General features: G+C 32.1%; 20 protein-coding genes. 8 read left to right on the top strand and 12 right to left on the bottom strand.

What is annotated here, in order from left to right; all coding sequences use genetic code 11:
- Window positions 1-14: 14 nt before the first annotated feature.
- On the bottom strand, window positions 15-1310 hold the full coding sequence (locus NH341_RS00615) for a c-type cytochrome (protein WP_047788298.1): 1296 nt from the start codon (window positions 1308-1310) through the stop codon (window positions 15-17).
- Between the two features lie 217 nt (window positions 1311-1527).
- Here NH341_RS00615 and NH341_RS00620 point away from each other — a divergent pair, with 217 nt between their 5' ends.
- Window positions 1528-1890, top strand: coding sequence for an SPOR domain-containing protein (locus tag NH341_RS00620; protein WP_159610885.1), 363 nt, complete (start codon window positions 1528-1530; stop codon window positions 1888-1890).
- Window positions 1891-1967: 77 nt separating this feature from the next.
- Here the strand turns inward: NH341_RS00620 and NH341_RS00625 are convergent, their stop codons facing one another.
- Together NH341_RS00625 and NH341_RS00630 are read right to left on the bottom strand one after the other, a co-directional pair.
- Window positions 1968-3866, bottom strand: a complete 1899-nt coding sequence (locus NH341_RS00625; RefSeq protein ID WP_159610883.1) for an amidophosphoribosyltransferase — start codon at window positions 3864-3866, stop codon at window positions 1968-1970.
- A gap of 79 nt (window positions 3867-3945) precedes the next feature.
- Window positions 3946-4872: a PfkB family carbohydrate kinase gene (locus NH341_RS00630; RefSeq protein WP_253055437.1), complete on the bottom strand. Its 927-nt coding sequence runs from the start codon at window positions 4870-4872 to the stop codon at window positions 3946-3948.
- A gap of 192 nt (window positions 4873-5064) precedes the next feature.
- On the opposite strand from NH341_RS00630, the gene NH341_RS00635 reads away from it, so the two are divergent.
- The 6 genes from NH341_RS00635 (at window position 5065) to NH341_RS00660 (ending at window position 9423) form a co-directional block, all read left to right on the top strand.
- Entirely contained in the window at window positions 5065-5490 is a 426-nt protein-coding gene (locus NH341_RS00635; RefSeq protein WP_047788294.1) for a SufE family protein, read from the top strand.
- A 15-nt stretch (window positions 5491-5505) separates the two neighbouring features.
- Window positions 5506-5826, top strand: coding sequence for a DUF59 domain-containing protein (locus NH341_RS00640; protein ID WP_047788293.1), 321 nt, complete (start codon window positions 5506-5508; stop codon window positions 5824-5826).
- Window positions 5827-5864: 38 nt separating this feature from the next.
- Window positions 5865-6377 carry a DUF2480 family protein gene (locus tag NH341_RS00645; protein WP_253055439.1) on the top strand — a complete coding sequence of 171 codons (513 nt, stop codon included), beginning with the start codon at window positions 5865-5867 and terminating at the stop codon, window positions 6375-6377.
- Window positions 6378-6406: 29 nt separating this feature from the next.
- Window positions 6407-7357, top strand: a complete 951-nt coding sequence (locus NH341_RS00650; protein ID WP_082118601.1) for a DUF3078 domain-containing protein — start codon at window positions 6407-6409, stop codon at window positions 7355-7357.
- 69 nt (window positions 7358-7426) lie between these two features.
- Window positions 7427-8266: a DUF3078 domain-containing protein gene (locus NH341_RS00655; protein WP_159610877.1), complete on the top strand. Its 840-nt coding sequence runs from the start codon at window positions 7427-7429 to the stop codon at window positions 8264-8266.
- An 83-nt stretch (window positions 8267-8349) separates the two neighbouring features.
- Window positions 8350-9423: a CNNM domain-containing protein gene (locus NH341_RS00660; protein WP_159610875.1), complete on the top strand. Its 1074-nt coding sequence runs from the start codon at window positions 8350-8352 to the stop codon at window positions 9421-9423.
- Window positions 9424-9499: 76 nt separating this feature from the next.
- On the opposite strand, the gene NH341_RS00665 is transcribed toward NH341_RS00660, so the two are convergent.
- From NH341_RS00665 to NH341_RS00695, 7 genes are all read right to left on the bottom strand, one after another.
- Complete coding sequence (locus NH341_RS00665; RefSeq protein ID WP_253055441.1) at window positions 9500-12244, bottom strand: TonB-dependent receptor domain-containing protein; 2745 nt, start codon at window positions 12242-12244, stop codon at window positions 9500-9502.
- A 39-nt stretch (window positions 12245-12283) separates the two neighbouring features.
- The gene (locus tag NH341_RS00670) at window positions 12284-13018 is read right to left on the bottom strand and encodes an energy transducer TonB (protein WP_053056633.1); all 735 of its coding nucleotides are present in this window, start codon (window positions 13016-13018) and stop codon (window positions 12284-12286) included.
- Window positions 13019-13127: 109 nt separating this feature from the next.
- On the bottom strand, window positions 13128-13835 hold the full coding sequence (locus NH341_RS00675) for an energy transducer TonB (protein WP_253055443.1): 708 nt from the start codon (window positions 13833-13835) through the stop codon (window positions 13128-13130).
- 357 nt (window positions 13836-14192) lie between these two features.
- Window positions 14193-15392: a GTPase HflX gene (gene hflX / locus NH341_RS00680; protein WP_047788288.1), complete on the bottom strand. Its 1200-nt coding sequence runs from the start codon at window positions 15390-15392 to the stop codon at window positions 14193-14195.
- A 61-nt stretch (window positions 15393-15453) separates the two neighbouring features.
- Window positions 15454-16017 carry a uracil-DNA glycosylase family protein gene (locus NH341_RS00685; protein WP_159509085.1) on the bottom strand — a complete coding sequence of 188 codons (564 nt, stop codon included), beginning with the start codon at window positions 16015-16017 and terminating at the stop codon, window positions 15454-15456.
- Window positions 16018-16354: 337 nt separating this feature from the next.
- A complete protein-coding gene (locus NH341_RS00690; RefSeq protein WP_159509082.1) occupies window positions 16355-16717 on the bottom strand; it encodes a Na(+)-translocating NADH-quinone reductase subunit F in 363 nt (120 codons plus the stop codon).
- Window positions 16717-18075, bottom strand: coding sequence for a DEAD/DEAH box helicase (locus NH341_RS00695; RefSeq protein ID WP_173359318.1), 1359 nt, complete (start codon window positions 18073-18075; stop codon window positions 16717-16719). The genes NH341_RS00690 and NH341_RS00695 overlap by 1 nt, the downstream gene beginning before the upstream one ends.
- A 68-nt stretch (window positions 18076-18143) precedes the next feature.
- Between NH341_RS00695 and NH341_RS00700 the strand changes: the two genes are divergently transcribed.
- On the top strand, window positions 18144-18605 hold the full coding sequence (locus NH341_RS00700) for a Na(+)-translocating NADH-quinone reductase subunit F (RefSeq protein ID WP_173359317.1): 462 nt from the start codon (window positions 18144-18146) through the stop codon (window positions 18603-18605).
- A 139-nt stretch (window positions 18606-18744) separates the two neighbouring features.
- Here NH341_RS00700 and nqrF read toward each other — a convergent pair whose 3' ends face one another.
- Window positions 18745-20061 carry an NADH:ubiquinone reductase (Na(+)-transporting) subunit F gene (nqrF, locus tag NH341_RS00705; protein ID WP_047788331.1) on the bottom strand — a complete coding sequence of 439 codons (1317 nt, stop codon included), beginning with the start codon at window positions 20059-20061 and terminating at the stop codon, window positions 18745-18747.
- Window positions 20061-20819: an NADH:ubiquinone reductase (Na(+)-transporting) subunit E gene (nqrE, locus tag NH341_RS00710; protein ID WP_253055445.1), complete on the bottom strand. Its 759-nt coding sequence runs from the start codon at window positions 20817-20819 to the stop codon at window positions 20061-20063. The genes nqrF and nqrE overlap by 1 nt, the downstream gene beginning before the upstream one ends.
- Window positions 20820-20833: the final 14 nt, after the last annotated feature.

Here is a 20833-nt window from a genome sequence, read left to right on the forward strand (position 1 = left end):
ACTTTCTAAATTGATTAATAGTGGCATTTACCACACTCTTTTCCTCCTAATTGAGCAATAGTTACTTGCTCAACACCGTACTTCTTAGCTAGTTCTTCATGAATTTTAGCATAGTACTCATTACCTTTTAAGTCAACCTTAGTTTCCTTATGACAGTCAATACACCAACCCATTGTTAATGGCGAATATTGATATACTTCTTCCATTTCCTCTACTGGACCATGACATTTTTGACATGCAATTCCTCCTACAGTTACGTGTTGTGAATGGTTAAAATATGCGAAATCTGGCAAGTTATGAACTCTCACCCATTTAACCGGCTTAGTATTTCCAGTATATTCTAATTTTTCTGCATCCCAACCAGCTGCTTCATAAATCTTAGCGATTTCTTTATCTAAATCAGCTTTTACTAATGTATGATCATCCATTACAACTTTTGTATCGTCTGCTACTTCAGAAATATTCTTATGACAATTCATACAAACATTTACAGATGGTATACCCGAATGCTTACTATGTTTTGCTGCAGAGTGACAGTATTGACAATCTATCTTATTATCTCCTGCGTGAATTTTATGTGAAAAAGCTATTGGCTGAATTGGCTGATACCCCTCATCAACACCAACTTTAAACAAAGTTCCAAACAAGAAATAAGCAGCAATTAAAGCTCCAAAAATAACGGTTAACACTTTTAAGAAAGTATTCTGTTTAATTCCTTGCCACAACTCAGCAGTTTGCCCCATTAAACCTGGAGTTTTTGGAGCGCCTTTTAATTCACTAATAGTTTTTAACAAACTACCAATAATTAAGAATGCCACAACAATAGCTGCAGCCAATATATATATCAACCATTTTGGTGCCTGATCACCTTGAGATCCAACTCCTTCAATATCAGCTCCTGCTGCTGGAGTCTTCTTTAACTCACCAACCGTGGTATAGTAAAGGATATCATCAATGTTTTGATCCGATAACTGCGGAAAAGCAGTCATATTAGAACCATTATACTCTTCAAAAATCGCAATTGCTTCTTTATCTCCTGAAGCTCTTAAAGCAGCATTATCTTTTATCCATGCTTTCAACCATTCATTGGTTCTTCTCTCTTCAATCCCAGCCAAAGCAGGACCAACCAGCTTCTTATCTAACTTATGACAAGATGCACAAAGAGATTTAAACAATTTTTTCCCTTCTTTTTGACGCGCCTCATCAATATCTTGTGAAAACGCCGAAAAACTTACTAAGAAAACTAAAAAGAAAGCTAAACTCTTTGCTAGAGTTTTAGTTAATCTACTGTGATGATTCACACTTTTCATACTATAAAAATATAAGTTTTGTATCTATTTTGGTACAATTTTTTCTGTTACACTAATTTTAAAATTAGCACACAGAAAGTTGCACAAAAGTACTACTTCTGTCTAAATTGTGAAATGTTAAGAGAATCCTAATCTATAATTTATAACAATTCTAAATAACTAGCGTTAACAATGTATTAACTCACAAGTCATTACTTTTGTAAAAAGATTCATCAAAATGAAAAAACATAGCTTAATTATTACTTTTATATTTCTTGTTACTGCTTTTGCACTCAAAGCTAATGCTCAAGAAAAACTTACTGACAACAAGCACATTATTTCACTGATAGAAAAGAAAAGAACCTATAACAAGAGCAATGGAAACGGTTACAGAATCCAACTATATTATGGACTTGAAAGACGCGCTAGAAGCATACGCAATAGGTTTAAAGTTGAATACCCTGATGTTTACACCAAACTAACATACGAAGAACCTAACTGGAAAATACAAGTAGGGAATTATAAAACGCGCTTACATGCTGATAGGGCTTTAAATGAAATCCGAGAAAAATTCTCTGGCGCCATTGTAGTACCTATGTAATTAAACATATTTTACCACATAAAAAAAGAGTAATCGAACAAACGATTACTCTTTTTTATTTACTGGCTAATTAATTATTAATAAGCCCTCTTATCATTTCCTTCATAAAAATTGATAAATGCCTGATTTACCACCCTATGACCTCCATCAGTAGGATAATCTCCAGTAAAATACCAATCTCCTAAATTGTCTGGACAAGCTTTATGTAAACCACTTACTGGCTGAAAAATCACCTCAACATCAGCTTTTATCTCTGTAGTTTTTAACATTTGTGCAATCTTTGCAGAAACTTCTTCATCTGTAAAAGGTGCATAAATTTCCTTAACGTAGTTTATCACATCTTTATCTTCACTGTTTTCTTGTTGCTTACATTTTTGATACACTTCATCAACAATATGATACTGATTTGTTTCTTTTAACAATTCCAACGCAGCTTTAAAAGCAATAAAATCGTTAATCTTAGCCATATCAATACCATAACAATCTGGATAACGTATTTGAGGCGCAGAAGAAACTACTACTATTTTCTTAGGATTCAATCGGTCCAAGATCTTAATAATACTTTTCTTCAAGGTAGTACCTCTTACGATACTATCATCAATAATTACTAAATTATCTGTTGGTTTTACAACTCCGTAAGTAACATCATAAACATGCGCAACTAAATCATCACGACTACTATCATCTGTAATAAAAGTACGTAGTTTAGCATCTTTAATCGCTATTTTTTCAAAACGTGGTCTTTTAGAAAGAATTTCAATTACTCTTTCTTTTGAAAGCTTTCCTTCACCCGCTAAAATTGCATCAGTCTTTTGCTGATTTAATACATCTTCAGCAGCTTCCATCATTCCAAAAAATGATGTTTCTGCCGTATTTGGTATGTAAGAAAACACTGAATTTTCTATATCACTATCAATAGATTTTAAAACTTCAGGAAACACATATTTCCCTAAGTTTTTACGTTCTTCATAAATTGATGCATCACTTCCTCTTGAAAAATAAATACGCTCAAATGAACATGCTTTTTTGGGACGCTGTTCTAAAATTGGCGACATTGTTGTCTCTCCATTCTTTTTGATTATTAACGCATGTCCTCTTTCAACCTCTTTTATTGACTCTATATCAACGTTAAAAACTGTTTGAATAACTGGACGTTCAGAAGCAACCACAACTACTTCATCGTCTTCATAAAAAAAAGCTGGACGAATAGCTGATGGGTCTCTCAACACAAACGCATCTCCATGCCCCAGCATACCTGCCATAGCATATCCACCATCCCAGTTTTTAGCCGAACGTTTTAAAATTCGTTGAATATCTAGGTTATCTTCTATGTAAGGAGAAGCATCCTTTTTATTAAATCCTTCTTCTTTAGCTTTCAAATATAAATCTGAAACTTCCGACTGCAGAAAGTGTCCTATTTTTTCTAAAATTGTTACAGTATCAGTAGACTCTTTAGGGTGTTGACCTAATTCAATTAAATCATTTAACAAATGTTTAGAATTAGTCATATTAAAATTACCAGCAACAATTAAGCTTTGATGTTTCCAGTTGCTTTGGCGTAAAAAAGGATGTACACTCTCTATAGAGTTTTTACCAAAAGTACCGTAGCGAACGTGCCCTAAAAATAAGTTTCCAATGTAAGGCACATTTTCTTCTTGCCATTTCACATCATCAACCTTATCTGGATTCTCTTCAAAAACTCCATTGATTCTATGATTAATTTTCCCAAAGATATCCTGGATTGGTTGTGATTGGTTGGAACGGATTCTGCTTATATATCTTGTTCCAGGCTCTACATTAAATTTTATACTTGCTAATCCAGCACCGTCTTGCCCCCGGTTGTGCTGTTTCTCCATTAACAGGTACATTTTATTTACACCATAAAACGCGGTACCGTATTTGTCTTTATAGTATTGTAATGGCTTCTTTAAACGAACCATTGCAATTCCGCATTCGTGTTTAATAGCGTCACTCATTTAATTTCAAGTATTTAGTTGTGTTGTAGTTTTGTGTGTTGTATAAAAAAATCCGCAGCAAAAAGCGCGGATTTATAGTTTATGATAATGCTATATCAAATTGTGTTAATTCTTTAAACGCTTTTAAACGCGCTTGTACCTCTTCGCTAGTTAATGCCTCCATACGCTGTGTTCCGAATTTTTCAACACAGAACGATGCTAAGTTAGATCCATATATAATTGCATTCTTCATATTTTCGAATGAAATATCTTCGGTTTTAGCTAAATATCCGCAGAAGCCTCCTGCAAAAGTATCTCCAGCTCCGGTTGGGTCGAATACCTCTGCTAATGGCAATGCTGGTGCAAAGAACATATTTCCTTCATTGAATAATAAAGCTCCATGTTCCCCTTTTTTAATTACCACGTATTTTGGCCCCATTTCATGAATTTTCTTTGCTGCATTTACCAAAGAATATTCTCCACTTAACTGACGTGCTTCCTCGTCGTTAATTGTAATAACATCTACACGCTTTAATACTTCATGCAAATCGTTTAATGCTATATCCATCCAAAAGTTCATAGTATCTAACACTACTAACTTAGGTCTTTCATTCATTTGATCTAATACCGATGCTTGTGTTAATGGGTGTAAATTACCTAACATTACAATTGGTGCATCTTTAAACGATTCTGGAACCACTGGTTGAAAATGTTCTAATACATTTAGTTCAGTTACTAAAGTATCACGAGAATTCATATCATTATGATACTTTCCACTCCAAAAGAAAGTTTTTCCTTCTTTTACGATTTCCACTCCATCAGTATTAATTCCTTTATCGTTCATCATATCTAAGTATGATTGTGGAAAATCTCCTCCAACTACAGAAACAACTCCTGTTTGCACTCCAAATTGTGAAGCTGCTAATCCTACAAATGTTCCTGATCCTCCTAAGATTTTATCAGTTTTTCCAAATGGTGTTTCTATAGCGTCAAATGCTACTGTTCCTACTGCTAATAATTTACTCATAACTCTACTTAATATTTCTTCAACTGAAGAAATGTATTTGTTTCATTAAGTCTTTATAAATTACTAAGACTTAAATTTTTACTAATTATACTCATTAAGGCTTAAACTCTCATGTCAACTGCCTTTTTTGTCGTAATTTTGCGTCTTTAATTAAAAACGGTCTTTTTGACTTTGCAAAAATAGTTTTAAAAAATGACTATCAAAGAAATACAAGAAGAAATTATTGACGAGTTTTCTATGTTTGAAGACTGGATGGAGCGTTATGAGTACATTATAGAGCTAGGAAAATCGCTACCTTTAATAAGTGAAACTTACAAGTTGGATGAAAACCTAATTAAAGGATGCCAATCGAAAGTATGGTTACATTCTGAATTAAAAGGTGATACTATTGAGTTTACTGCCGATAGTGATGCTATTTTAACAAAAGGAATTGTGGCTTTATTATTGAGGGTATTTTCTAACCAAACACCTAAGGCTATTTTAGACGCCGATACTGATTTTATTGATGAGATTGGCCTGAAAGAACATTTAAGCCCTACACGTGCTAATGGTTTAGTATCCATGGTAAAACAAATTAAAATGTACGCAATTGCACAGCAAAGCAAATTAGCGAATTAAAAGAAGTTTAGAATTATGACTGAAGACAAATTAGAAGAATTAGGAGATAAAATTGTACGTGTATTAAAAACCATATATGACCCAGAAATACCTGTTGACATATATGAGTTAGGTTTAATTTATGATGTTTTTATATCAGAAGAAAATGATGCCAAAATATTAATGACATTAACTTCTCCTAACTGTCCTGTTGCAGAAACTTTACCTGTTGAAGTAGAAGAAAAAGTAAAAACTTTAAAAGAGATTAACAATTGTGAGGTAGAAATCACCTTCGATCCTACTTGGACTCAAGATATGATGAGTGAAGAAGCTAAATTAGAATTAGGAATGTTATAGAGCAGTTAATACAACTTTAACCTTTTCAACTAAAAAATATGGCAGAAGAAATTATAAATAGAGTTGCTAATAGTAAGCTTACTACAATAGACCTTGAAGATTTTTACCCTGAGGGTAAACGTGTAATATTTGATATTAAGGATTGGTTATTTGAAGAATTAATTCTTCGTGAAAAAGATTTTAGAGAGACTGTAAAAAACCATGACTGGTCTCAATATCTAGATAGTTATGTTTCTTTAACTTGTTCTACTGACGCTATTATTCCTTCGTGGGCTTATATTTTACTAACTACTGAACTTACTCCTTTTGCTAAAAAGGTTGTTGTTGGGGACTTAATATTACTAGAAACTGTAATATATCAAGAGATAATTCAACAGCTTAACATCTCTAATTATAAAGACAAGCCTATAATAATTAAAGGATGCTCAAATAAACCTATACCACCATCAGCATACACCTTACTAATTGAAAAAATTAAACCTGTAGCTAAAACCATTATGTTTGGAGAGGCTTGTTCAACAGTGCCACTTTATAAGAGAAAAAATAATTAGACTCGTATAATTCCTCAACTTAATCACAAATGAAAAAGCTGTTCTTAATCTTAATTTCTTGTTACTCCTTTTCTTTAGTTTCACAAGAAACTAAAAAAGATAGTATCTCAACTTTAGGTTTACAAAACTCCCCTTTAGACACTAGTTTTGCTTTCTACATATTTAACAAGCGAGTGTTTGCAGAGCCTTTAGTTAAGAAAAACCCACCAAAAAAATGGACTGTAACTGGAAAATACACTTTTCTTTTTAATCAATCATCTTTTTCAAATTGGGCAGCAGGTGGTAACAATACCGTTGCTGGAAATATGACACTTGGTTATGACTTTAACTACAAAAAGAAAAAATGGAACTGGGATAATAAAATAATATCAGCCTATGGATTAAGTTATATAGATGGTCAAGGTATAAGAAAAACAGAAGATCAGTTTGAATACAATTCTCTTTTAGGATTTAAAACTTCAAAATTATGGTTTTTATCTTTTTTTAGTAATTTTAAAACACAGTATACCAAAGGTTATGATTATAAACAAGAACCTAAAGTAGCGGTTTCAGACTTCTTTTCTCCAGCATATTGGAGTTTTGGACCTGGTATGTTATGGAAACGGAATGATGACGCTAGAATAAACATAGCTCCCGCAACTGCTCGTTATACTTTTGTTTCTGACGAATTTTCGGGAAAATATGGTGTAGATGAAGGTAAAAATACTAGCTTTAGTTTAGGTTTTAACTTATCTGCCTATTTTAAAAGCGAAATAATGGAGGATGTTACTATGGAAAGCATAGTTGCTGTGTATTCAGATTATTTAAACAAACCTCAAAATATAGATATTGATTATCAGTTAAACTTCTTTGTTAAAATTAATAAAAACCTATCTACCAATCTCAGTTTGCATGCTATTATTGATGACGATGCCTCTAGCAGAGTACAGTTTAAAGAAGTTTTTGGACTTGGTTTAAACTATATTTTTCATAAAACGTGACTTTTAATACAATATTATTGTCTAACTTCTATGTTAAACATTTATACACTTTAATTTAAAACTATTAAAATGAAAAAATTATTAGCTATTGCTGTTATATTTGGAGCTTTAACAGCTAATGCTCAAGAAGAAAAAAAAGAAGAGCCTAAAGAAGGATGGAAAAGGAGTGGTAACATCTCTTTTCTATTCAATCAGTCCGCTTTTAATAACTGGTTAGCTGGTGGAACAAATAATATTTCTGGTACCATTGGGTTAAATTATGATTTTAATTACACCAAAGGTGACTGGACTTGGGATAATAAACTAATTGCTTCTTATGGTTTAACAAAGTTAAAAGGAGAAGCAATGCAAAAAACAGATGACCGTTTAGAGTTAAACTCTTTATTAGGTAAAAAAGCTAGTGGGTATTGGTATTATTCTGCTTTTTTTAACTTTAAGACTCAAATGTCTTCTACATATGTTTCTGGCGAGCAAACATCTCATTTCTTTTCTCCTGCCTACTTCCAATTTGGACCAGGTATGTTATGGAAAAAACACGACAATTTAAAAGTAAACATCGCTCCTGCAACTTCTAAACTAATTTATGTACACAAACACCTAACAGACTTAGGACCTGCTTTTGGAGTAGAACAAAACGAGACTACTCGTTATGAACTAGGTGCTGCGGTTAATGCTTACTATAAATTAGACGTTATGAAAAATGTGTCTGTTGAAAATATACTAAACTTATACAGTAACTACTTAGAAGATTTTCAAAATGTTGATATAGATTACACTGTTAATGTGGTAATGAAAGTTAATAAATATCTTTCTGCAAACCTTTCTATGCAAGCTATTTATGACGACAATGCTTTCAAAGGGTTCCAAACTAGAGAAGTGTTTGGTCTAGGAGTAAATTACGGTTTCTAAAAAATAAAACATCAAGGTAAAACCTCAAGAACGTGTTCTTGAGGTTTTCTTTTTTACGTATTTTAGCCTAAAAATTTTAACAAATGACTTTATTAATTGTTTACGCCACCTTATCTATATTTTTCTCTTTTTTATGCTCCATACTAGAAGCTGTACTATTAAGTGTAACTCCTACCTTTGTAAATGTTAAAAAGAAAGAAGAGAAAGCTTATGCAAACGATCTTGAAACATTAAAGAAAGATGTAGACAAACCTCTTATTGCTATTTTAACTGTAAACACAATTGCTCATACCGTAGGTGCTATACTTGTTGGTGCTCAAGCAAAAAAAATATTTAGTGATGAAGGAAACGGTGTTTTTATCGTTTCTGCTATAATGACAATTTTGATTTTAGTTGCCTCTGAAATTATTCCTAAAACCATTGGTGCTACTTACTGGAAGTCATTAGCTGGCTTTACAACTAAAGCTTTAAATGTGCTGATTTTCTTTTGTAAATACACCGGTATTATATGGATACTTCAATTATTTACTAAACTATTTGGTAAAGGAGCACATGGAGAAAGTGTTTTAAGTAGAGAAGACTTTTCTGCAATGACAGATATTGCTGAGCAAGAAGGTGTTTTTCATGAAAGTGAAGGTAAAGTAATTAGAAACATGCTTAACTTTAAAGAAGTTCAAGCTAAACATATTATGACACCTCGTACAGTACTTACTACTGCTGATGAAAACCAAAGTATTGAAGCTTTTTTTAATGAAAACAGGCCTTTACGCTTTTCTAGAATACCTGTATATGCTGAAAATCCAGATAACATAACTGGATATGTTCTAAAGGACCAATTATTACTTTCTTTGGTTGATAATAAAGGAAATGAACCTTTAAAAACAATTAAAAGGGAAATTATAATAGCCAGTAGAGAGTTATCTATTCCTAATTTATTTGAAAAACTAATTGAACAAAGAGAACATTTAGCTTTAGTTGTAGATGAATATGGAGCTGTTAGCGGTTTAGTAACCCAAGAAGATGTTATAGAGACTCTTTTAGGTTATGAAATAATGGATGAGAGTGATAACGTTGCTAATTTACAAAGCTTAGCTAGAAAAAGCTGGGAACAACGCGCTAAACGACTAGGAATTATTAATGATTATGAAAATGAATAATAACTTTAGTCTATAAAATAAAAAAGAGACGTGAACAAATTCACGCCTCTTTTTTATTTTATAATTTAAACTATTTCTAGTCATTAATTGTCCAAGAAATGTAATATAAAGAACCTATTGCTCCAGCCCCAGGAGCTATAAAATACTCCTTACCAGTAAGGTTTGTACCACCTATTTTAAATCTTGATTTAATTGCTGGTACTGTATAATTTATTTGAGCATCTATTACTGTTCTAGCATCTACTAATCCCTGTAAAAAAGAAGATTGCCAATAGTATTCATCTTGCCAACGGGCATTTATATTAAACCCAAAGTTTTTGAATAAATTTGGATGACCAAATTGAACTTTAACCTTATGTTCCGGTGTGTTAAATGCCGGCTCAAAATCTGGATCAGAAGTTTCTTCAAAATCAAATTTTGCATAGTTATAGCTCAAACCTAAATCAAAGCCTTTAAAAACCTTAGTTGACATTCCTACACCTACACCATACGAGGTAACATCTGCCTTAGAGTTTGTGTTTACTGAGAAAGCTGTTACATCATTATTTTGAAGCGCTAATAAAGCTTGAGCATTTGGAGTTCCATCTGCATTAAACCCTCCATAATGAGGAACAAGAACATCTTTAATTGCTGTAAAAGATTCATAATTGTTATAATACCCATTTACATCTAATTCTAAAATTTTATTGGAGCTTAAATTAACAATACTTCTATACCCTAATTCATATGAAGTTACCTTCTCGGGTTTGATTGTGGTTAACTGAGATTTTACAAGGTTTCCTCTGTCTAATTCAGCTCTTGAGAATGAATTTTCAAAAGCATCTCTACCTGTTAAGGTATTACCTCCTCCAATATTAACAATGTAACGATCTAAGTTTTCATCAACTCCTCCTATTAAATGACCTGTACCAATTGGAAGTCCAAAGTACTGCTCTTGTAATGTTGGGTTTCTAAATCCTGTTTGATAAGAGGCTCTAATTACATGATCTTTATTTTCACCTAAGGCATAATTTAAAGACACCCTTGGAGAATAATTACCTTTAAAGTTTGTCGATTTATCATAACGAATCGAACCTGTAAACTTCAGTCTTTCTTCTAAAAACTTCTTCTGTAACTGAGTATAAACACCAAATTCATCAAAAGAAATTTTAGAATTTGCGTCTGTAAAAACAGAACCTTGAGAATTTAAATTAATTTTTCTATATGAACCACCAATTTGGATTTCACCAAACTTAATTATATCACGGAAATTATAGTTACCATCTGCATGGTAATATGACGTTTGGTCTGTTAATTTCGCTCCTCCTTCAGGAACTGTTTTAGAAGCTACATCATTAGCCGCTGCATTAAACTCTACTGAACCAGGTTCAAAACGTCCTATATTAGCAAAGTCTCTAGCTTTTCCATGGCTCCTTCCTTGTGTTAGATAAGCATTTAGGTAATCTCCAAACCAATCTTTATCACTCTTCCAAGCCCTGTTAATATTAATTGCTTTAAAACGAGAATCAAAATAGTCTCCTGAATCATTTGCTGAATAGTATCCTCTTAAGAAAAAGTTCTTTCCTAAGAACTCTAATCTATGTTGCTCAAACGAAAATCCATCTTGAACATATCTATTAGCTCCTTGATAAATATTTTTTCCTCTTGCAAATCTTGAATTCCAAATAATTTCTAAATTTTCATTCTCCCAAGGACGGTAATGCAAAGAAGCATCAAACTTTAAACCATTTGAGTCATAATCTACTAAACTTGATTCATCATAACCTGTTCTTGTTATTTTTTCATCAGGTAAACTGTTTATGATTGTCGGGGTAATTAAAGGGTTTGTTTTACTTGCCTCAGTTGCAATTTGTTTTAAAGTAGCTCCTACTTCGTCTCCATACACGTTTATACCATCATATCCAGGTAAAGTTCTATCTCCACCAATAGCAACTCCACCTATTCCTGTAGAGTTCCCTGTATTATTCGCATGCCATTCTTCTGACTTATAATAGGTTAAATTAACCTTACCTGCTATCTTCTCATTAAATTTATAGGCCATACGAATACCAAAATCATAAAAAGGATTATTTCCTGCCGCATCTTGTGATGTGAATCCTGTTTTAAAATAAGTGCTAATTCCTGAATGTTTAAACGGGTTCTTGCTTTTAAGAAGCATAATTCCATTAAATGCATTTGCTCCATATAAAGCAGATGCTGCACCTGGTAAGACTTCAACGCTTTCTACATCTAAATCAGACGTACCTGCTAAATTCCCCATAGAGAAAGTTAATGCTGGAACCGCAGTATCCATTCCATCAACCAACTGTACAAAACGTGTATTTTCAAATGAAGAAAAACCTCTTGTATTAATTGACTTGAAACCATAACCACTTTCTCTAAGGTCTATTCCTTTTAAGTTTGCCATTCCATCATAATAGGTTACAGAAGTATTCTTTTTTATATCATTTATACCTATTCTTTCAATAGTTACTGGCGATTCAATAACTCGTTCTGGAGATCGAGATGCAGAGATTACAACTTCATCTAATGCTGTATTTTCTTTTAAAATTATATTTATTTCTTGCTCTTTAGAAGTTACTTCAATTAATTCTGTTTTGTAACCGAAAGCTGAAACTTGAATTATAAAAGGGTAATTTGATTTTGTAGCTAATATGAAAGTTCCATCAGAACTCGAAGTAGTTCTATCACTTCCTATTAGCACTACTGCATTGGAAAACGGCTCTAAATATTCATCGTAAACCTTTCCGTTTATTGTAGTTTGCGCATATATTGACACACCACAAATTACCAAAAACATGGTTAGTAGTTTTTTAAACATATTGTTTATTTTAATTATTTTTATATTGAGTTACTTATGTTATTCATCAAGAGCGAACATGATTGGGAAACCATATTTTACAGATGTTTCTCCTCCTGATTTTTTTGCTGGAATAAATTGTGGCAATTGAGATACCACTCGAACAGCTTCATTATTTAATAATTCTCCATTTTTAGGTCCTAAAGTTTTAATATTCTTAACCTGACCATTTTTATCAATAATAAAACGCACCCAAACTTCTCCTTGTATAGATTCTTTTACTGCTTGACTAGGATATCTAAAATGTTTTTGAATGTGTTTTACCATTTCCATATTAAAGCAATCTAACCTTTCGTTCTTTTTTGCTTTTTTACATGCAGTAAACAGAGGTATTTTGTCTACAGTAGAGAACTTTTCTGCTTTTCGTACTTCTTCTGCTGATAATTTACTTGTTAAGTTTTCAAGGTTACTTTTAAAAGTTAAAGGTTTACTTAACTCTGTTTGCGAAGTTGTACTTTTTATTGCTGCCGTTCCTGCTCCTGACAAATTTGTAGCATTTGAAACTACTTTCTTTTTCGAAATTTCTCTCTTTTTTAAATACCTTCTATTGGCAGATACTTTTACAGAGATTTGTCTTGTTCCTTTATTTTTTTTGTCTTTTGGAGCAATAGTACATTTTGTTATACTATTTAAATCTACTAAAGACTCTTCTGGCGTCTCACATACTTCTCGTTGCGACATTACATTGGTTACATAAAAGCAAACTAACGTAATTAATAAAATAATTTTTCTCATGCCTTAAAGGTTTAACATTTTTCCAATCAAACAATTACACTTGTTACTCATGAAAATTTGGCATGCAAAGGTATTCTTTTTTTTACATAAAATAAACTATTTTAACACTCTAATAATCAGAACTGTTTAAACTAAAAATCATAGGAAAGCGATATAACACTCTAGCATTTTTGCTTTGTTGTTTTCCTGGAATAAAATCAGGCAATAGTAGTACAATTCTTTTTGCTTCTTTTTTTAATATTTCAGGCACATTAATTCCTTCTGTCTTAACCTCAGTCACCTTACCCATTTCATTTATAACAAAACTCACTAAAACTTCTCCTTCTAACCCTTTTTCTATAGCTTCTTCTGGATAAACTAAGGTGGTCATTATATGGTCTTGCATTTTATAATTAAAGCAATCTTCTTTTTCTTTTAATGATTCTTTGCATGACAAGAATGCAGGAATTTCTTCAACTACATCAAAAGAAATTGATTTTTTTGTTGTTTCTTTTATAATAGGATAAACATTTCCTAAACTACATTCAGCTAGCTCATTTAATGTATTTATTTTCTTTAAACTTTTTGCTTCAATACCTTCTGCAAAACTAATTACTTTCTCAAAATAAATACGTTTTCTTACGTGCCTTCTACTAGGAATAGTAGTTACTATAACTGAAGCTTCTGTATTATTGCTTTCTACTTTCTTTTCTGCTAAACACTTGTGAACTATATTTACATCTACTGAATGAATACTTTCAGATGTACATTTCTCTTGCGCACTAACAGCTTGCATACTGAAATACAATAATAAGAGGGGGATTATTTTTTTCATCATGATCTATTCAGGTTAATACATGATAACTCAAAAAGAGTAAACACTTCTTTTAACTATACATACTTTGTAAGTAAAGATTATAATTACTAGGTATGGCATTATACTAATAAAATTAATTACGTTAAGGCTTTTAATTTATTGTTAGTTAATAAATATGAATAGAATCGTCTAAATTTTGTTTGTGAAGTTTTATTATTTTTCATTTTCAGGGGGCTAAAATGGTTAAAAATATAATTTACAATGCTTTATAAAACACATAAAAAGCAACATTAGGGATTATAAATATAACAAAAAAGAACTTAAAGTTTTAATTATTTAAGTCCTTTTTAAGTTATGTTTGCGTTTTTTTACTGTAAACTAATATTCTTGATATAGAAAATCATTATATGGAAAACGTTGAATATGTATTTTCTTTACCTCCTCATATACTTTCTCTTTAAAATTTTCTAAATTATCTTTATTTAAGGCTGAAATAAAAATACTTTCCGTTTCTAAGTCATTCATCCAGGTTTTTTTCCAGTCCTCTAGTGTATAATGTTCTTTTGTTTTTTCTGTTATCAAATCATCTTCATCAATAGTTTCATGAGTATAAGCGTCTATTTTATTAAATACCATAACTGTCGGCTTATCTTTACTATCTATTTCATCTAAAATTTTATTTACAGAAGCTATATGATCTTCAAAGTTTGGATGTGAAATATCTACGACATGTAATAATAAATCTGCTTCACGAACTTCATCTAAAGTAGACTTGAACGACTCTACTAATTGTGTTGGTAATTTTCTAATGAACCCAACGGTGTCTGTCATTAAAAAAGGAATATTTTTTATTACCACCTTTCTAACTGTAGTGTCTAATGTTGCAAACAGTTTATTCTCTGCAAAAACCTCACTTTTACTAACAACATTCATCAAGGTAGATTTACCAACATTGGTATATCCTACCAAAGCAACACGTACCATTTTCCCACGATTTTTTCGTTGTATGGACATTTGCTTGTCAATAGTTACTAATTTCTTTTTTAGCAACGAAATTTTATCTCGAATAATACGACGGTCAGTTTCTATTTCTGTTTCTCCAGGACCACGCATACCAATACCCCCTTTTTGTTTATCAAGGTGTGTCCACATTCTGGTTAATCGAGGTAATAAATATTGGTATTGTGCTAATTCTACTTGAGCTTTTGCTGAGCTTGTTTGTGCTCTACTTGCAAAAATATCAAGTATTAAGTTGGTTCTATCTAAAATTTTACAATCTAAAAAACGTTCAACATTTCTAAGTTGCGCAGGCGATAACTCATCATCAAAAATAGCTGTTCCAATATCATTGGAATCTATATACGCTTTTACATCTTCTAGTTTACCTGTTCCAATAAAAGTTTTTGGATGGGGTTTATCTAATTTTTGAACAAACCTTTTTACAGCTACTCCTCCTGCTGTAAGTGTTAAAAACTCTAGCTCATCTAAATATTCTTCTGATTGTTTTTCATCTTGATGCTGGGTTATAATACCTATTAAAACCGCTTTTTCTGATATGGCTTCTCTTGTTTCTATCATACATTGCAAAAATACAAATTTATCAATGCATGTATTTAACTTTCTTTTAGTATTAAAATCACTATATCAGCTTTTTTACTGTGGTTTTCAATATGGGTAAAACATCTTTTTCAAACCATGAGTTTTTGGTTAACCAAAATCGATTTCTTGGGGATGGATGTGGTAATACAAAATAGTTAGGCAAGTATTCCTCAAAAGTATTCACTGTTTCAGTGAGTGTTCTTTTAGCTTTTCCTTTTAAGTAATAGTTTTGAGCGTACATTCCTATTAAAATAATCAATTTTACCTCTGATATTTCTTTTAATAAAGGTTGATGCCACTTTGGAGCGCATTCTTTTCTTGGTGGTAAATCTCCTGATTTTCCTTTTCCTGGATAACAGAAACCCATAGGTATTATTCCAAAGTTATTGGTATCATAAAACTTCTTATCAGTAACACCTAACCATTTCCTAAGCTGTTTTCCACTAGCATCATCCCAAGGAATCCCAGACTGATGTACTTTGGTTCCAGGTGCTTGACCTACAATAATGATTTTGGATTTTTTACTAGCAAGAACTACAGGGTTGGGTTCTATATATTTCTCACAAATCTTACAGTTTTTTATTTCGTTTAACAGATTCTCCACACTGTAAAGTTACTATTTATGTATAAAAAAACACTCGTTTACATCATAAAACGAGTGTTTTTTAGATTCTAACTATTTAAACCTTAATTATTAATTGCATAACTAGCACCATTACCTAAATCTGATAAAAATGCCATAATAGTTTTTATTAATTTTTTTCCTTTTTTGGTTAGTAGTTGTCTTTTCATTTTTTTAGATATTTTATTAATTTCCCTGAGGTAAAATTAACATACAACTACCTGATATTTAACAGGGTTTATACCCTTTCCAACCTACAAAACCACTCTTTTTCCTTCAGTTAAAAAAGGAGATTAGCACCAAAAATTAGTAAAAGGTTTTATAAGATTTTTATAAAATCATCAAAAGCAACATAATAGGGTTTGTCTTTAAACACAGGCAAATCTACACTTTCTGCATTTGCTATACCTATGCCAGCATACCAAACCTTTGCATTTTGTTTTTCTGCGTGTTTTTTAAAAGTTTCCATCCACAATACATCATATTCTTGGGGTGACTGTATATTGTTCGTAGTTTTTACTAATACAAAAATGGTAGGCTCTCCTTTTTTAAACAACACAAACTGTGGATGCTTTTTCAACTCGCTATTTATTGCAACAAATTCATACCCCATTTCTTGCAGTTTTTTACCCACAATATTCATTCCTAAATTGTGAAGTTCTTGCTTAGTAAGTTCTTGCATTATTTACGTTTCTTATTGCGTTTGTTATAATTTTTATCTCCTCTTGTTTTTGGCTTTTTGTACTTCTTGGCAAGCTCTCTTCTATAAGAACCTCCTTGGTTTGTTTTTTTATTCTTTTCCTTTTTCTCGTGAAAAGCGGGACCTGGAATGTATTCTTGAGAAGTTCTGTTTTTATTTACTTCTCTTTCTTCTTTCGGACGTTCTTCTTCCGTTAATTGCTTGGTTATTTCAACTTGTTCTGGAATTTCTTCCTTTGGAATTGTGTAATCCATCAATTCCTCAATTCGTTGTTTTGCTTCCTGCTCTTTTTCCGTAGCGAATAAAATTGCTTTTCCTTCTCTTTCTGCACGACCTGTACGACCAATTCTGTGCATATAGTTTTCGGGGAAGTGTGGCACATCAAAATTGATTACATGTGTTACTTCTTCTAAATCTAATCCACGTGCAATTACATCGGTAGCTATTAAGATTCGTTTTTCTCCTTTGTTGAATTGTTCTATAGAGCGCAAACGGTAGTTTTGTGTTTTATTTGAATGAATTACACAGGCTTGTGATGGATATTCTTCGGCTACACAATCAAATAGTCTGTCTGCATTTCTTTTATTAGGTGCAAACACCAACACTTTACTAAACTCTGATTTATCAAATAATAAATAGTTTAATAAGTTGACTTTTGTATAAAAATTAGGAACATCATAGCTTATTTGCTGAATGTTATCTAACGGTGTTCCACTTACTGCAATTGCTATTTTATGTGGAGCAATAAAAAAATCATCAATTAATGCTTCAACATCCTCCGTCATCGTTGCTGAAAACATGATGTTTTGACGTCTTTGAGGTAATAAATCAAAGATGTTTAACAACTGAAAACGAAAACCTAAATCAAGCATTACATCTACTTCATCAATGACTAATTTTTGAATAGACTTTAATTTTAATACGTTACTTAACGCTAAATCGTACAAACGTCCTGGTGTGGCAACAATAATGTCAGCTCCTTGCATTACTGCTTCTTTATGGCGATTTAAATTAACTCCGCCATATACACCTACAGTTCGTAAAGTGATGTATTTAGCTAGCTTTTCTATCTCTTCTACCACCTGAACCACTAATTCTCGTGTAGGTACTAATATCATCACCCTTGGGTGTTGTTGTTTTGAAAACTTTAAATCACGTAATATTGGGAGTAAGTACCCAAAAGTTTTACCTGTACCTGTTTGTGCAATCCCTACCACATCTTTTCCTGAACGAATTACAGGAAATGCTTGTTCTTGAATAGGTGTTGGATTTACGAAACCTAATTCTTCAATTGAATTTCTTAGTGGATTTGATAAGTCTAAATCTTGAAAAGTCGTCATTAACAATAATTTGATGCAAAGGTACAACCAATATTTTGTATATTTAAGGGAGTAAATCCTTTTTGATTATGGAAATACCTAAACGATTAGAACAAGCACTTATAAAGCTTTATAATGCTTTTCACAACGATGAATTGAACCCTGAATGTTGCTCAGCATGTGCGGTTGGAAATATATTAGACAATCGAGATAGTTGGAAACATCTCACGAATGATCATGGCTCATTGCAACTAAGCTATGTGGGTAGGGTTCATCAAAATTTAGGTAGAAAATTTAATGGTTACACTCCACTTGAATTACTACTGATTGAAAAGGTGTTTTTAGAAGCATGCGGTTTTACTGTTCCTTTATGTCATTATAATCCAAAACCTCAAAATCCGACCGATAAAGAGAGGTTATTTAATGGTTTATGCGCTGTAGTTTCACAACTATGTAAACTCGAAGGAATAGCTAACGTTATGGATTATGCTAGAGTTTTTGAATATGAGAGCGACAACCCTGTATATAAGTTTGATATAATTTATGAATAACATTATTTTACTAAAAATGTTGTTTTGCTTTCATGATATTTAAATCTTCTCTTATTAAAGAATACTATCTTTTTAAGCACAAAAAAACCGATACAAATTTGTATCGGTTTTATAATATAATGTATTAAACACTATGTTTCTATCCTCCAAAGTCATCAAAACGAATGTTTTCGTCATCAAGACCAAAATCTTCACCCATTTTTTGTACTGCTTTGTTCATTAATGGTGGCCCACAGAAATATAATTCTAAATCCTCAGGACTTTCATGCTTAGATAAATATTGGTCTATTACAACTTGGTGAATAAACCCAACAAAACCATCTCCGCTTTCATCATTAATATCTTTTTTAACCTTCCAGTTATCTTCTTCTAATGGCTCAGATAATGCTAAGTAGAATTTAAAGTTTGGAAAATCTTTTTCTAACGCTCTAAAGTAGTGAATGTAGAATAATTCTGCTTTAGAACGACCTCCGTACCAGTATGTTACTTTTCTACCAGTCTTTAAAGTTCTAAATAAATGATAAATATGTGAACGCATTGGTGCCATACCAGCTCCACCACCTACATATAACATCTCTGCATCAGAGTCATTGATAAAGAATTCACCATAAGGTCCAGAAATAGTTACTTTATCTCCTGGCTTTTGATTAAAAATATACGAAGATGCCACCCCTGGATTTACATCCATCCATCCGCCTTTAGCACGATCAAAAGGAGGTGTTGCTACACGAACATTTAACATGATTTCTCTTCCTTCTGCTGGATAAGAAGCCATAGAGTATGCTCTCTCTACAGTTTCTTCATTCTTCATTACTAATGGTCTTAGGTTAAATTTATCCCAATCAGCCTCAAATTTATCTGGTTCACCTGGATGATCTTGTGGATGCGCAGAAATATCCATATCAGCATATTTTACTTCACATGGTGGTATTTCAATTTGAATATACCCGCCTGCTTTATAATCCATTTCTTCAGGAATCTCAACTACAAACTCCTTAATAAAGGTTGCTACGTTATAATTTCTTACAACAGTTGCTTCCCATTTCTTAATTCCAAAAATTTCTTCTGGAATAGATATATCCATATCTTGCTTTACTTTTACCTGACATGCTAAACGGATACCATGTTGTAATTCTTTACGTGTAAAGTGTGGTGTTTCTGTAGGTAAAGCTTCTCCTCCACCTGAATTTACATGACACTCACATTGTACACAAGAACCACCACCACCACAAGCTGATGGTAAAAATATTTTTTCATTACCTAAGGTAGATAATAAAGTTCCTCCTGATGCTACTTCTATTGTTTTTTCACCATTGATTGTAATTTTTACAGGTCCAGATGGTGCCAATTTTTGCTTAACAAATAATAATAAAGCTACCAAAACTAAGATTACCGCTAAAAACGCTAATACTGTAATAGCAACTGTTCCTCCTGTGCTTACTTCTAAAAATACCATTATTCTGTAATTTCTTTAGTGTTATTAGCTAATTCTTCTGCCTTCTCTTCAGTCTTTTCAGTTTCCTCTACTATCTTTTCTTCAACTTCTTTCTTTTCAACCTTAACTTCAGCAGTTTCTTCTTTTTTACCTGCATCATCACCTCCAGTTAACATTCCACCGAAGCTCATAAACCCGATAGCCATTAAACCTGTAATAATGAATGTAATTCCTAATCCTCTTAATGCTGGTGGCACAGAAGAGTATCTGATTTTTTCACGAATAGCAGCAATTGCTAAAATTGCTAAAAACCACCCGATTCCTGAACCAATACCATACGTAAATGATAAACCTAATGTTGGAATTTCACGAGATTGCATAAATAATGACCCACCTAAAATTGCACAGTTTACTGCAATTAATGGTAAGAAAATACCTAAAGAGTTATATAATGCTGGCGCAAATTTTTCAACTATAATTTCTACTAATTGTACCATGGTTGCAATTGTTGCAATAAACATGATAAATGACAAGAAACTTAAGTCATAATCTACATATTCCTCTCCCAACCACTTTAAAGCTCCAGGTTGTAATAGGTATTGATCTAACAACCAGTTTACTGGTACTGTTACTGCTAATACAAAGATTACAGCGGCACCTAAACCTACGGCTGTTGATACTTTTTTAGATACTGCAAGGTATGAGCACATTCCTAAGAATGTAGCAAATACCATGTTATCTATAAATATCGATTTGAAAAATAATTCTATATGTTCCATTTTCTATATTTTTA

Source organism: Tenacibaculum sp. XPcli2-G (assembly GCF_024124505.1).
GTDB classification, from domain to species: Bacteria; Bacteroidota; Bacteroidia; order Flavobacteriales; family Flavobacteriaceae; genus Polaribacter; species Polaribacter mesophilus.